Raw genomic sequence first — 12,615 nt, 5'->3', positions numbered from 1 at the left:
CAATTACCTCAAATCATGACAAGTCTGCATAGCTTATCGCGCAGGTCGCCGCCAGCCCGGTACCGGACCGGCGCCGCAGGCAGCGGCGAGCCGGCTGACCTCACATCAGATCACCGGATTCCCAAGGGAGTTGCGCATGAGCAAGCAGGTCGACGTCGTCGTCGCCGGGGGCGGGGGATTCATCGGTGGTCACCTCGTGGGCGACCTCCTCGCCCAGGGGCTGACCGTCCGCTCCATCGACATCAAGCCCCGGCACGAGTGGTACCAGGTCCACCAGGACGCCGAGAACGTGGTCGCCGACCTGTCGCTCCTGGACAGTGCGCGCGCGGGCGTCCGGGACGCCCGCCAGGTGTACATGCTGGCCGCCGACATGGGCGGCATGGGCTTCATCGAGAACAACAAGGCCGCCTGCATGATGTCGGTGCTGACCAGCACCCACATGCTGCAGGCGGCGCACGAGGCCGGGGTGGAACGCTACTTCTACTCCTCCTCCGCCTGCGTGTACGCCGCCGGCAAGCAGACCGACCCCGACGTCACGGCGCTGAAGGAGGAGGACGCCTACCCGGCACAGCCGGAGGACGGCTACGGCTGGGAGAAGCTCTTCTCCGAGCGCATGTGCCGCCACTACGCCGAGGACTACGGGTTCGTCACCCGCGTCGCCCGGTACCACAACGTCTACGGTCCGCACGGCACGTGGACCGGCGGCCGGGAGAAGGCTCCGGCCGCGGTGTGCCGGAAGGTGGCCGAGGCGGTCGTCTCCGGTGACCACCGGCTCGAGATCTGGGGCGACGGCCTGCAGAGCCGCTCCTTCATGTACATCGACGACTGCCTCCACGGCAGCCAGATGATCATGAACGGGGACAGTGGCGTCCCGGTCAACCTCGGCTCGTCGGAGCTGGTGACCATCAACCAGCTCGTCGACATCGTCGAGCGGATCGCGGGCGTGCGCTGCGAACGCACGTACCGGCTCGACGCCCCGCAGGGCGTGCGCGGCCGCAACTCCGACAACACCCTGATCCGCGAGATCTACGGCTGGGAACCGTCGGTCACCCTGCTCGACGGGCTGGAGAAGACCTACGCCTGGGTCTACGACCAGGTCAAGCGCGCCCGCCAGTGACGCCCGACCGAGCACACCGCGTACACCGAGCACAGGAGACGGAGAGCCGATGAGGATCCTCGTCCACGACTACAGCGGCCACCCGTTCCAGGCCCAGCTGAGCCGGGAACTGGCGCGCCGTGGCCACGAAGTCGCCCACTCGACGTGCACGGCCTACGTCTCCGGCAAGGGCAACCTCGCCGGGGACACCCCGGGCCTGCGCTTCGTCACCATCGGGGACGGTACGGCGCTCAGGAAGGACGCCTACTTCCGCCGGCTCCGCCAGGAGACCCTGCTGGGCTTCGAACTGGCCCGGCAGGTACGGCGCGAGAAGCCCGACGTGGCCCTGCTGTCCAACCTGCCCATCCCGGTGCTGGTGGTGGCGGCGGCCGTGCTGCGGCGACTGCGGATCCCCTGGGTGCTGTGGCACCAGGACGTCACCGCCGTCGCCCTGAAGAGCTTCGCCGCCGCCGATGTCGCCCGGTCGATGGGTGTCGCGGCCAAGGTCTTCGGCGCGGGCGAGAAGTGGTCGGCGCGCCGGGCCGCGGCCATCGTGGTGATCGCCGAGTCCTTCGTGCGGATCCACGAGCAGTGGGGCACCGCCGGCAAGGTCACCGTCATCCCCAACTGGGCGCCGCTGGACGAGATCGTCCCGGTGGCCCGGACCAACGCCTGGTCGGCCGAGCAGGGCCTGGACGGGGTACGAACGGTGCTGTACTCCGGCACGCTGGGCCTGAAGCACAACCCGGTGCTGCTGGTGCGGCTGGCCGAGCGGCTGCGCGACCGGGGCACTCCGGTCCGTCTGGTCGTCGTCAACGACGGTCCGGCCGTGCCCGTCCTCCGGGAGGCCGCGGCCGCCCGGGGCGTCGAGCTGACCCTGCTGCCCTTCCAGCCCTACGAACGGCTGCCCGAGGTGCTGGGCACGGGCGATCTCCTCGTCGTCCTCCTGGCGGCGGACGCCGGGCAGTTCTCGGTCCCGTCCAAGACACTGTCGTACCTCTGTGCCGGGCGCCCCGTGCTCGGCCTGATGCCCGCCGACAACCTGGCCGCGCACCTGCTCCGGCAGGCGGGGTCCGCGGTCTTCCCGCCGGAGGAGTCCTCGCTCGACGAGGCCTGCGCCTGGGCCCAGGACGTCCTGTCCGACCCGGCACGCGCCGAGTCGCTGGGCAAGGAGAGCCGTGCCCTGGCCGAGCGGGAGTTCGCCCTGGAGGACTGCGCCTCCCGCTTCGAGGACATCCTCCGTACGGTGAGCCGCGCGCCGGCACCCTGAGCCCCACCCGATCCGCCGGCCGCCCCGGCCCCGCCACCGACACGGCCGGCGGGTCCGGGGCGGCCGGCGGTGGCCGTGAGGGGCCGCGTCGGCTCCGGCCGGGTCGGCCGCCCTGGCCCGAGCGCCGGCCGGCCACCGCACCGGACCGACAGGCCCGCCGGACGCCCACCCCCGCGGCGAGCGGGCCGGGGTGGCCGGCGGTCGGGCGCGTGGTCCGCGTCAGCGGCGGTCCGGGCGGCCCCGGTAGACGCCCTCCAGTTGGTCCACGACCGCGCGGATGGAGAAGACCTCGTCGATGGCGCGGCGGCCGGCGTCGGTCAGTCGCCGGCGCAGCGTCTCGTCGGCCAGCAGCAGGCTCACCGCGTCGGCCAGGGCCTCCGGACTGCCGTCGGTGACCAGGGCCGCCTCCCTGCGCGCCAGTTCGGCGGCGATGCCGCTGCTGTCCGTGCACACGACCGGCGTGCCCTCGGCCAGCGCCTCCAGCACCGTCATCGGGAACGGCTCGTGCACGCTCGGCAGGACGTACACCGCGGCCCGGCGGTAGGCCTCCAGCGCCGCGGAGTGGTCCAGCGCTCCGCCGTAGGAGACCACGTCGGCCAGTCCGCGGTCCGCGACGAGCCGGTCGACCGCCGGCAGGGATCCCTCGTCCGCTCCGTAGAGCGTGAACCGTGCCTCGGGGAACTCCTTGTGCACCAGGGCGGCCATCTCGACGAACGCCTCGGGGCGTTTGCGCGGGTGGAGCCGGGCGAGGAAGATCACCTCGTTGTCGTTCCGCCGCCGCACGCCCGCCCCGTCGCCGCCCGGGCGAAGGCCGTTGGGCAGGGTCACCAGCGGGGGCCGGTCGGGGCCCAGCACCTCGGTCAGGGCGCGCCGTTCCCGCTCCGTGAGCACGAGGCAGCAGCGGGCCCGGCGCAGCAGGGGGACGTACAGACGGTCGAAGACACGCGCGACGGCACCGGTGCGGGGCTCGACCATGCCGTGCGTCTGGGTGACGAAGGTCTTGCCCCGCAGCCGGGCGACGGCGAGCGCGGCGAGGGAGACGAGGTCCCGTCCGGCGTGCAGGTGCACGGCGTCGGCGCGCCCCATGGCCCGCCACAGGTCCCTCAGCAGCAGCGGGTGCATGAGTCCCAGGCAGCCCCGGCCCGGGACGAGGCGCCATGCCGGACGGGAGACGAAACGCACGGCGCCGATGCGCTGCGCGGCCCGTGTCCTGCCCCGCCACAGCGACACCAGCGTCACGTCGTGGCCGCGGGCGGCGCACTCCTGGAGCTGGGCGACGGCCACGCTGGTCGGGCCGCCGAAGGCCCCGTCGTCGCTGACGAGCGTGACCACGTGGGCCAGTCTCATGCCGTGGCTCCCTTCACGGAGGCGGACGCAGAGGTTCCGTTCGCGCCGCCCGCCGTCAGGACCGCGCCCGGCGCGAGGTCCCGGTGGGCGACGGCGCCGGCGCTTACCACCGCGCTCCGGCCGACGGTGACGCCGCGCAGCACCACCGCGCGGGCCGCGACCCAGCTGCCCGGCTCCAGCCGGATGGGGCCGTTGTCGAACTCGAAGGTGACGGAACGGCGACGGTGGCTGCCCGTGCACAGCAACGCGCTCTGGGAGACGCAGCAGTCGCTGCCGATCGTGACCGGTTCGAGGTTGAGGATCCAGGCGTCCTCGCCGATCCACACGTCGTCGCCGACGTCCAGCTTCCACGGCCAGTGGATCCGCACCCCGCGCCGGATCAGCACCCGCTGTCCGACGCGGGCGCCGAAGGCGCGCAGCAGGGCCGGGCGCCAGCGGGCCGGGAACCACCACTTGACGAAGATCAGATGCTGGGCGGCGAACCAGGCGGCCTGCACCGGCAGGGGGCGCCCCTTGTCATATCCGGCACCGGTGAAGCCGCGCAGGGCGCGCGCCACGACGGGCCGGTGCGTCGTGGCGCCGCCGGAGTCACCCCGGTGGGGGGCGCCTGCCGGAGTTGCGGCTGGGGTCTGTGTGTCCACGTCCGCGATCCTTCACGCCCCCGGGGACGGAGCCCCCGTGATCACTGCGTGTTGGCGGCAGACGTGCCCGGATGGCGGATGCGGCCGCGGGGGCCGCACCCGTCCTCAGTAGGCGCCCTGCCCGTCCAGCACCGCGCGCAAGGTGCGGACCATGACGTTCATGTCCCCGGCCAGCGACCAGTTGTCGACATAGCGCAGGTCGAGCGCGACCGTCTCCCGCCAGGACAGGTCCGACCGTCCGCTCACCTGCCACAGGCCGGTCAGGCCCGGTTTGATGCTGAGCCGGCGCATCTCGACGCCGTTGTACTTGGCGACCTCCTCCGGCAGCGGGGGCCGTGGACCGACCAGGGACATGTGGCCGAAGAGGATGTTGAACAGCTGGGGCAGCTCGTCCAGGGAGTAGCGGCGCAGGACGCGTCCCACGGGGGTGACCCGGGGGTCCTGGCGCATCTTGAACATGTGCCCGTCGTTCTCGTTCTCCGCCTCCAGCCCGCTCTTCATCCGGTCCGCGCCGACCACCATGGTGCGGAACTTCCACATGGGGAAGTGCGTCATGTTCCGGCCGACCCGGATCTGGCGGTAGAGGACCGGGCCGGGTGAGCCCAGCCGGACGGCCAGCGCCAGCAGGAGCAGCAGCGGCGAGAGCAGGGCGATCAGCGCCAGGGCGCCCGCCCGGTCCACGGCCGCCTTCAGCAGCGCGGGCACACCACGCTGCGCCGGCGGGGCGATGTGCAGCAGGGTGAGACCGGCCGCCGAGGTCAGCCGCACCCGCCGGCGGGCCACCTCGACGATGCCGGGCAGCACCATCAGCGAGCGTCCGTGGTCGTGCAGAGCCCAGGACAGCCGGCGCACCCGTTCACCGGACATGTGCGGGCCGGGTGCCACGAAGACCAGGTCGGCCGCGAGGTCGTCGGCCGCCCCGAGCACGGCCACGGCGTCCTCCTCCGGCGTCTCGGGCGTCTCGCAGGGCAGCCGTCCGCACACCGGCACGCCCGAGCGCACCTCGTCCTCGCCCACCGGGCAGGCACCGACGACCACGTACTCGTGGTCGGTGCGCTGGGCGAGCTGCTCGACCACGGCGTCCAGCGTCGGGGCCGCGCCGACGACCACCACGTGGCGCAGGGCGCGGGCGTCCCGGCGGGCGGCCAGCAGATGACGGTGGATCAGCTTCTGGCAGACGCCCGTGAGGACCAGCGCGGGGATCAGCGCCGTGAAGGCCTCGGCGGGCACGCTGTCCAGTCCGCAGACCACACGGAGCGTCGCCAGGGCGCCGACCAGGACCAGCCAGTCCCGTATCACGGCCCGCAGCCCGCCTCCGTCACCCCAGGCCTGCGGGGTGTACCGCTTGCTGACCACGCCGATGAGGGGCCACAGCAGGGCGGCGGCGGCCGCCAGGCGCAGTGGGTGGGGCTCGTGGACCTCCACGAACGCCGCCGCGACCGGCAGGGCCGCGGCGAGGAGGTCGACACACACCGAGAAGGGGGCGTACCAGCGGGCCCGTGTCTCCTCACGGTGGATGGGGTGGCGCGCCATGGGGATCGGCGCCTGTCGGGACATCGCGAGTCTGAACCGCCGCATGGTCTCCTTCAAACCCCCAGTCACAGATCGCGGGTGTGGCCGCCGAAGCACCGACACCGGCGACCACACCCCAAGAACATGATCCTTATATCATCCGATACATACGAATATCGGTCTTTGCGACCACCTCTGGTGCGTGGCCGACCGAAGAGCCGAGGCGGGCGGACGGAGAGCCCACACGAGGGGACACGCCTCGCGCCCCGCCGTGGCTTGGGGCACGGTGGAGTGACTACGTGAACACGGGACACACGTGGACACGAGACACACGTGGACCCGGGACACGCATGGACACGGGACACGTGACGCCCAGCCGCCGCAGCCGCGGAGAGGAGCACCCGCATGTCGAACCACACCTACCGGGTCACGGAGATCGTCGGCACCTCGCCCGACGGCGTGGACCAGGCGATCCGCAACGGCATCACCCGCGCCTCGCAGACGCTGCGCAACCTGGACTGGTTCGAGGTGACCCAGGTGCGCGGCCAGTTGGAGAACGGCGAGATCGCGCACTGGCAGGTGGGCCTGAAGGTCGGCTTCCGCCTGGAGGACTCCGAGTGACGCGCCGCCCCCGAGGCGAACGGCCCCGGACCCGGCGCCCGTACGCGGGCGCGGGCGCCGGCGCAGCCCTCCGGTCCACGTAGGGCAACGGTCTCAGGCACGGCCCGGGTATCGGGTCGAGGCCACGACTCCAGGCGCGACCTTCGGCGTCGGGTACGGCCACGGCTTCAGGCGCGCCCCCCGGCGTCCGGTACGGCCACGGCTTCAGGCCCGCCCCCCGGCGTCCGGTACGGCCACGGCTTCAGGCCCGCCCCCCGGCGTCCGGTACGGCCACGGCTTCAGGCCCGCCCCCCGGCGTCGCACAAGGTGTCCTCAGACACGACCCACCTCGACCCGGACAAGGCCACGACCTGACGCGCGCCCCTCGGCCTCAGGTACGGCCCTCCCGCTCCTGCGCCACCCGCAGCGTGACGGAGGGAAGCGCCCACCGTGCGCGGAAGACCGTGAAGCCGGCCTGTTCGGCGTCGTCGCACACCAGTTCGTCGTCGTCCACCAGGACCCGCACCTCCCGGTCGCGGGCGAGCCCGCGCAGCGTCTCCAGCTTGGTACGGCGGGCCGGCCGACGGTCGTCATCGCGCCGCATGTACACGCGCCCGTCGGGCAGCCCGTGCCGCTCGAGCCACTCCAGCGTGTCCCGCCGGTAGCGTTCGGGCCGCCCGGTCAGATAGACGACCTCGCACTCCCGCGCGCTCCGCACCGCCATCGTCACACCCTCGGGGAGAGGCGGATCCTGCGGCGCGGCCGCGAAGAAGGCGTCCCAGTCGCGCGGCCTGCGTTCCAGGAACCGCTGCCGGTGGGCGGTGTCGGCGAGGGTGTTGTCCAGGTCGAACACGGCGATCGGCCGCTTGCTGGTGTCGGTCACACCCTTCACCCTAAGCACGCGGTCCGACCACGGCCACGACCGCGACGCGTAATTGTTAATGGGATCCATTTTCATGTAGCGTCCTCGGTGCTCTCACCCCACCGAGGAGGTCCCCATGGCCGTGCCCAAGCGGAAGATGTCCCGCAGCAACACCCGTCATCGCCGCGCCCAGTGGAAGGCGACCACGCCGCAGCTCGTCCCGGTCACCGTGGACGGGGTCCGCCACCTGGTCCCGCAGCACCTGGTGAAGGCGTACGACCGCGGCCTGCTGCGCCCCGAGGACTGACCGGGATGCCGTACGAGCGGCTGCCCGTCACCGTGCTGTCCGGGTTCCTCGGGGCGGGCAAGACCACGCTGCTCAACCATGTGCTGAGCGGTCGCGACGGCCTGCGGGTCGCGGTGATCGTCAACGACATGAGCGAGGTCAACATCGACGCGGCGCTGGTGCGCGGCGGTGAGGCGGCGCTGTCGCGGACCGAGGAGCGGCTGGTCGAGATGACCAACGGGTGCATCTGCTGCACCCTGCGCGACGACCTGCTGGAGGAGGTCGAGCGGCTGGCCCGGGAGGGGCGCTTCGACCATCTGCTCATCGAGAGCAGCGGCATCTCGGAACCGATGCCCGTGGCCGCCACCTTCGCCTTCGCCCGAGACGACGGCGCGACCCTTCAGGACGTGGCCCGCCTGGACACCATGGTCACGGTCGTCGACGCGGCGAACTTCCTGACCGAGCTGGACGCCGGCGACGAGCTCGCCGAGCGCGGCCTGGCCCCGTTCGAGGACGACGAACGCACGGTCAGCGATCTCCTCGTCGACCAGGTGGAGTTCGCCGACGTCCTCGTGCTCAACAAGCTGGACCTGGTCGACGGCGAGGCCGCGGACCGGCTGCGGGCCGCGCTGCGCCGGCTCAACCCGCTCGCCCGGATCGTCCCCGCCGTCCACGGCCGCGTGGACCTGACGGAGGTGCTGGGGACGGGCCGTTTCGACCTGGAACGGGCCCAGCAGGCGCCCGGCTGGGTGCGGGAACTCAACGGCGAGCACGTGCCGGAGACCGAGGAGTACGGCATCTCCTCCACCGTGTTCCGCTCCGAACTCCCCTTCCACCCGGGCCGGTTGTGGGACCTGGTGACCGAGGGGCTGGACAGCGGGGCGTACGGGAAGGTGCTGCGCTCGAAGGGGTTCTTCACGCTGGCCACCCGCCCGGGCGTGACGGGGCTGTGGTCGCAGGCCGGTTCGGTGGCCCGCTTCGAACCGTCGGCCGCGCGCGACACCGACGCCCCGTACGCGCAGGAGCTGGTCCTCATCGGCACGCGGCTGCGCGCAGAGGCGCTCCGGGCCGCCCTGACCGACTGCCTCATGGCGCACGGGGAGCCTGTGCCGTCCGTCGACCCGTTCCCCGCCTGGCACACCTACGGCATCGACGACGCCTGCGACCACGAGCACGCCGACCGGCCGCGGGCCGCCCTGTCCCGACCCTCGTGAGGGGGAGGCCTCCCCGACCGTCGTGAGGGGACGCCTCGGCTCGGCATCGCGCCCCGGAGGAATCCTTCGGGGCGCCGGGTGTTGAACCCTGGTATGAGCTCCGTGATCGCCTCGGCCCGTTTCTCCGTCCTCGACCGCTCCCGCACCCGCGAGGGCCACACCGGAGCGGAGGCGCTCCGGGACACCGTGCGGCTGGCGCGGGAGGCTGAGCGGCTCGGCTACCACCGTTTCTGGGTGTCGGAGCACCACGGCGTGCCCGGCGTCGCCGGCTCCGCTCCGACGGTGCTGGCCGCCGCCGTGGCCGGCGCGACCCGCACGATCCGGGTCGGCACCGGCGGAGTGATGCTCCCCAACCACCGGCCGCTGGTCGTGGCCGAGCAGTTCGGCGTCCTGGAGTCCCTGTTCCCGGGGCGGATCGACATGGGCCTCGGGCGGTCGGTGGGCTTCACCGACGGGGTGCGCAGGGCGCTGGGGCGCGGCAAGGACGACGCGGGCGACTTCGCCGGGCAGCTCCAGGAGCTGCTGGGCTGGTTCCGGGGTACGTCGCCGACGGGCGTGCACGCCCGGCCGGCCGAGGGACTGACCGTGCCGCCGTTCGTCCTGGCCATGGGTGAGGGCGCGCGGATCGCGGCGGAGGCGGGGCTGCCGATGGTCATCGGGGACCTGCGCGACCGGGAGAGGATGCGGCGGGGCATCGACCTCTACCGGGCCCGCTTCCGGCCTTCGCCGTGGGCGGCCGAGCCGTACGTCGTCGTCTCCGGCACGGTCGCGGTGGCCGCCACCCCCGAGGAGGCCCGGCGCCTGCTGATCCCCGAGGCCTGGTCCATGGCGTACTCCCGCACCCACGGCACCTTCCCGCCGCTGCCGCCGGCCGAGCGCGTCGAGGCCCTGACGATGACCGCCAGGGAACGCGAGTTCTACGAGTCCGGGCTGACCGGGCACATCGCCGGCACGGAGGAGCAGGTCGCCGACGAGCTGGAAGAGCTGTTGAAGGAGACGAACGCCGCGGAGATCCTGGTCACGACGAGCACCCATGATCGTCCGGCGCTGCTGGACTCCTACCGGCGACTGGCCGCGATCGTGCACCAGGGAAGGGCCGCCGGGTGACGACCGCCCCCGCGCAGCCGCTGTCGGCGTACGGGAACCGGCCGCGGGGCCCGCTCCCCCCCTGCGATGCCCTGCGTGTGGGTGCTGCGCCGGGACGGCCGCCCGGTCGGCAACGTGCGGAACCTCGGCCCCTGACGGCCGCACGGCGGCGAGGGCCCGCACCGCGGCCGCACGGCGGCGGGACCCCGCACCCACGCCGGCCACCCGGGGCTTCGGACACCCACGCGCATAGAATCGCGGGGTTTGTCCCGCCCGGCGGTCGTCCCGCCGCCGCAGACCCGTGACGGAGTTCCCCGCATGCCCAGTCCCCACGACGCGTTCGTCCGCGTCCGCGGCGCCCGTGAGCACAACCTCAAGGGCGTGGACGTCGACATCCCCAGGGACGTCGTGGCCGTCTTCACGGGGGTGTCCGGGTCCGGCAAGTCGTCCCTCGCCTTCGGGACGATCTACGCGGAGGCACAGCGGCGGTACTTCGAGTCGGTGGCGCCGTACGCGCGCCGGCTGATCCACCAGGTCGGCGCGCCGAAGGTCGGGGAGATCACCGGGCTGCCGCCCGCCGTCTCGCTCCAGCAGCGCCGCTCCGCGCCGACCTCGCGCTCGTCGGTCGGCACGGTCACCAACCTGTCGAACTCCCTGCGTATGCTCCTCTCCCGCGCCGGCACCTACCCGCCGGGCGCCGGCCGCCTCGACTCGGACGCCTTCTCCTGCAACACCGCGGCCGGGGCCTGCCCGGACTGCCACGGTCTGGGCGAGGTCCACCGCACGACCGAGGAGTCGCTGGTTCCCGACCCGTCGCTGTCCATCCGGGACGGCGCGATCGCCGCCTGGCCGGGCGCGTGGCAGGGCAAGAACCTGCGGGACATCCTCGACACGCTCGGCTACGACGTGGACCGCCCGTGGCGCGAACTGCCCGCCGCGCAGCGCGAGTGGATCCTGTTCACCGACGAGCAGCCCGTGGTGACGGTCCACCCGGTGCGCGAGGCGGACCGGATCCAACGGCCCTACCAGGGGACGTACATGAGCGCGCGCCGCTATGTGATGAAGACGTTCTCGGACTCCAGGAGCGCGACCCTGCGGGCCCGGGCCGAGCGTTTCCTGACCAGTGCGCCCTGCCCGGCCTGCGGCGGCAGCCGGCTCCGCCCCGAGGCGCTGGCGGTGACCTTCGCGGGCCGCACGATCGCGGAGCTGGCCGCGCTGCCGCTGACCGAACTGGCGGGCGTCCTCGCCGGGGCGTCCGGGACCGCCCGTGTCCTCACCGACGACCTCACCTCCCGCATCGCGCCCGTCGTCGAACTGGGCCTCGGCTATCTCAGCCTCGAGCGGTCCACCCCCACCCTCTCGGCGGGCGAACTGCAGCGGCTGCGCCTCGCCACACAGGCCCGCTCCGGGCTGTTCGGGGTGGTGTACGTCCTCGACGAGCCGTCCGCGGGACTGCACCCGGCGGACACGGAGGCCCTGCTGACGGTGCTGGAGAGGCTGAAGGCGGCGGGCAACTCGGTGTTCGTGGTCGAACACCATCTGGACGTGGTGCGTGCCGCGGACTGGCTGGTGGACGTCGGCCCGCGCGCCGGTGAGCACGGCGGGCGGGTGCTGCACAGCGGTCCGGTGGCGGAGCTGGCGTCGGTGGCGGAGTCGGCGACGGCCCGCTTCCTCTTCGACCGCTCCCCCGCGCCGGTTCGCCGCGTGCGCGAGCCGCGTGGGTGGTGGGAGGTGGGCCCGGTCACCCGGCACAACCTGCGCGGGGTGACGGCCGCCTTCCCGCTGGGTGCGCTCACGGCGGTCACGGGTGTGTCGGGCTCGGGCAAGTCCACGCTCGTCGGCGAGATCACGCGGGAACGGGAGGGCGTGGGACGCCTGGTCGCGGTCGACCAGAAGCCGATCGGCCGCACTCCGCGCTCCAACCTGGCCACGTACACGGGTCTGTTCGACGTCGTGCGCAAGGTGTTCGCCGCCACCGACACGGCCCGCGCACGGGGTTACGGCGTCGGCCGCTTCTCCTTCAACGTGGCCGGGGGGCGCTGCGAGACCTGCCAGGGCGAGGGGTTCGTCAGCGTGGAGCTGCTGTTCCTGCCGAGCGCGTACGCGCCGTGCCCGGACTGCGGAGGCGCCCGTTACCGCCCCGAGACGCTCGAGGTCACCTACCGCGGCCTGTCCATCGCGCAGGTCCTGGACCTGACGGTGGAGGCCGCGGCGGACTTCTTCGCCGACACCCCGGCCGTCTCCCGCAGCCTGAGCACCCTCCTCGACGTCGGTCTCGGCTACCTCCGCCTCGGTCAGCCCGCCACCGAGCTGTCCGGCGGCGAAGCCCAGCGGATCAAACTGGCGAGCGAACTCCAGCGCGTCCGCCGTGCCCCCACCCTCTACCTCCTCGACGAGCCCACCACGGGTCTGCACCCGGCCGATGTCGAGGTCCTCACGCGACAGCTCCACGGCCTGGTCGACGCCGGCCACACGGTGATCGTGGTCGAGCACGACATGTCGGTCGTCGCGGGCGCCGACTGGGTGATCGACCTGGGACCGGGCGGCGGCGACGAGGGCGGGCGGATCGTGGCGGCGGGGCCCCCGGCCGAGGTGGCGGGGGCGGAGGGGAGCGCCACGGCGCCGTACCTGGCACGAGAGCTGGGGGCGGGACGCTGACGGCGGGGCTGCCGGGTGTCCGGGCCGAGCAGGGCCTGGCCGG

At 73.2% G+C, this 12,615-nt stretch carries 11 protein-coding genes; 7 read left to right on the top strand and 4 right to left on the bottom strand.

The genetic code is table 11. From position 1 onward, the window contains the following. Positions 1 to 136 precede the first annotated feature (136 nt). Positions 137 to 1,117: an NAD-dependent epimerase/dehydratase family protein gene (locus tag ACIBBD_RS11845; RefSeq protein WP_399419190.1), complete on the top strand. Its 981-nt coding sequence runs from the start codon at positions 137 to 139 to the stop codon at positions 1,115 to 1,117. A 49-nt stretch (positions 1,118 to 1,166) separates the two neighbouring features. Next, the gene (locus ACIBBD_RS11840) at positions 1,167 to 2,366 is read left to right on the top strand and encodes a glycosyltransferase family 4 protein (protein WP_399419189.1); all 1,200 of its coding nucleotides are present in this window, start codon (positions 1,167 to 1,169) and stop codon (positions 2,364 to 2,366) included. Between the two features lie 219 nt (positions 2,367 to 2,585). Here the strand turns inward: ACIBBD_RS11840 and ACIBBD_RS11835 are convergent, their stop codons facing one another. The 3 genes from ACIBBD_RS11835 to ACIBBD_RS11825 all read right to left on the bottom strand — a co-directional run bounded on the left by ACIBBD_RS11835 (position 2,586) and on the right by ACIBBD_RS11825 (position 5,932). Then, entirely contained in the window at positions 2,586 to 3,713 is a 1,128-nt protein-coding gene (locus ACIBBD_RS11835; RefSeq protein WP_399419188.1) for a glycosyltransferase, read from the bottom strand. Continuing rightward, positions 3,710 to 4,270: a putative colanic acid biosynthesis acetyltransferase gene (locus tag ACIBBD_RS11830; RefSeq protein WP_399419481.1), complete on the bottom strand. Its 561-nt coding sequence runs from the start codon at positions 4,268 to 4,270 to the stop codon at positions 3,710 to 3,712. The genes ACIBBD_RS11835 and ACIBBD_RS11830 overlap by 4 nt, the downstream gene beginning before the upstream one ends. Positions 4,271 to 4,459: 189 nt before the next feature. Then, the gene (locus ACIBBD_RS11825) at positions 4,460 to 5,932 is read right to left on the bottom strand and encodes a sugar transferase (protein ID WP_399419187.1); all 1,473 of its coding nucleotides are present in this window, start codon (positions 5,930 to 5,932) and stop codon (positions 4,460 to 4,462) included. A 339-nt stretch (positions 5,933 to 6,271) separates the two neighbouring features. Between ACIBBD_RS11825 and ACIBBD_RS11820 the strand changes: the two genes are divergently transcribed. Further along, a complete protein-coding gene (locus ACIBBD_RS11820) occupies positions 6,272 to 6,487 on the top strand; it encodes a dodecin (protein WP_399419186.1) in 216 nt (71 codons plus the stop codon). Positions 6,488 to 6,857: 370 nt separating this feature from the next. Here the strand turns inward: ACIBBD_RS11820 and ACIBBD_RS11815 are convergent, their stop codons facing one another. Beyond that, positions 6,858 to 7,349 (bottom strand): hypothetical protein, encoded by a 492-nt coding sequence (locus ACIBBD_RS11815; protein ID WP_399419185.1) that lies wholly within the window; start codon positions 7,347 to 7,349, stop codon positions 6,858 to 6,860. A 115-nt stretch (positions 7,350 to 7,464) separates the two neighbouring features. Between ACIBBD_RS11815 and rpmF the strand changes: the two genes are divergently transcribed. From rpmF to ACIBBD_RS11795, 4 genes are all read left to right on the top strand, one after another. Further along, on the top strand, positions 7,465 to 7,635 hold the full coding sequence (rpmF, locus tag ACIBBD_RS11810) for a 50S ribosomal protein L32 (RefSeq protein ID WP_399419184.1): 171 nt from the start codon (positions 7,465 to 7,467) through the stop codon (positions 7,633 to 7,635). Positions 7,636 to 7,640: 5 nt separating this feature from the next. Continuing rightward, positions 7,641 to 8,828, top strand: a complete 1,188-nt coding sequence (locus ACIBBD_RS11805) for a GTP-binding protein (RefSeq protein ID WP_399419183.1) — start codon at positions 7,641 to 7,643, stop codon at positions 8,826 to 8,828. 93 nt (positions 8,829 to 8,921) lie between these two features. Beyond that, positions 8,922 to 9,935, top strand: coding sequence for an LLM class flavin-dependent oxidoreductase (locus ACIBBD_RS11800; RefSeq protein ID WP_399419182.1), 1,014 nt, complete (start codon positions 8,922 to 8,924; stop codon positions 9,933 to 9,935). Between the two features lie 297 nt (positions 9,936 to 10,232). Further along, positions 10,233 to 12,572, top strand: coding sequence for an ATP-binding cassette domain-containing protein (locus ACIBBD_RS11795; RefSeq protein WP_399419181.1), 2,340 nt, complete (start codon positions 10,233 to 10,235; stop codon positions 12,570 to 12,572). Positions 12,573 to 12,615 lie beyond the last annotated feature (43 nt).

The organism is Streptomyces sp. NPDC051315 (genome assembly GCF_044455165.1).
Lineage (GTDB): Bacteria > Actinomycetota > Actinomycetes > Streptomycetales > Streptomycetaceae > Streptomyces.
The sequence above is the reverse complement of the archived record's forward strand: the minus strand, read 5'-3'. Positions and strand labels throughout refer to the sequence as shown.

Excerpts from the sequence above, each read along its gene's own strand:
- ACIBBD_RS11795 (WP_399419181.1), top strand. The coding sequence starts at position 10,233 with ATGCCCAGTCCCCACGACGCGTTCGTCCGCGTCCGCGGCGCCCGTGAG.
- ACIBBD_RS11820 (WP_399419186.1), top strand. The coding sequence starts at position 6,272 with ATGTCGAACCACACCTACCGGGTCACGGAGATCGTCGGCACCTCGCCC.
- ACIBBD_RS11835 (WP_399419188.1), bottom strand. The coding sequence starts at position 3,713 with ATGAGACTGGCCCACGTGGTCACGCTCGTCAGCGACGACGGGGCCTTC.
- rpmF (WP_399419184.1), top strand. The coding sequence starts at position 7,465 with ATGGCCGTGCCCAAGCGGAAGATGTCCCGCAGCAACACCCGTCATCGC.
- ACIBBD_RS11840 (WP_399419189.1), top strand. The coding sequence starts at position 1,167 with ATGAGGATCCTCGTCCACGACTACAGCGGCCACCCGTTCCAGGCCCAG.
- ACIBBD_RS11825 (WP_399419187.1), bottom strand. The coding sequence starts at position 5,932 with ATGCGGCGGTTCAGACTCGCGATGTCCCGACAGGCGCCGATCCCCATG.
- ACIBBD_RS11805 (WP_399419183.1), top strand. The coding sequence starts at position 7,641 with ATGCCGTACGAGCGGCTGCCCGTCACCGTGCTGTCCGGGTTCCTCGGG.
- ACIBBD_RS11845 (WP_399419190.1), top strand. The coding sequence starts at position 137 with ATGAGCAAGCAGGTCGACGTCGTCGTCGCCGGGGGCGGGGGATTCATC.
- ACIBBD_RS11800 (WP_399419182.1), top strand. The coding sequence starts at position 8,922 with ATGAGCTCCGTGATCGCCTCGGCCCGTTTCTCCGTCCTCGACCGCTCC.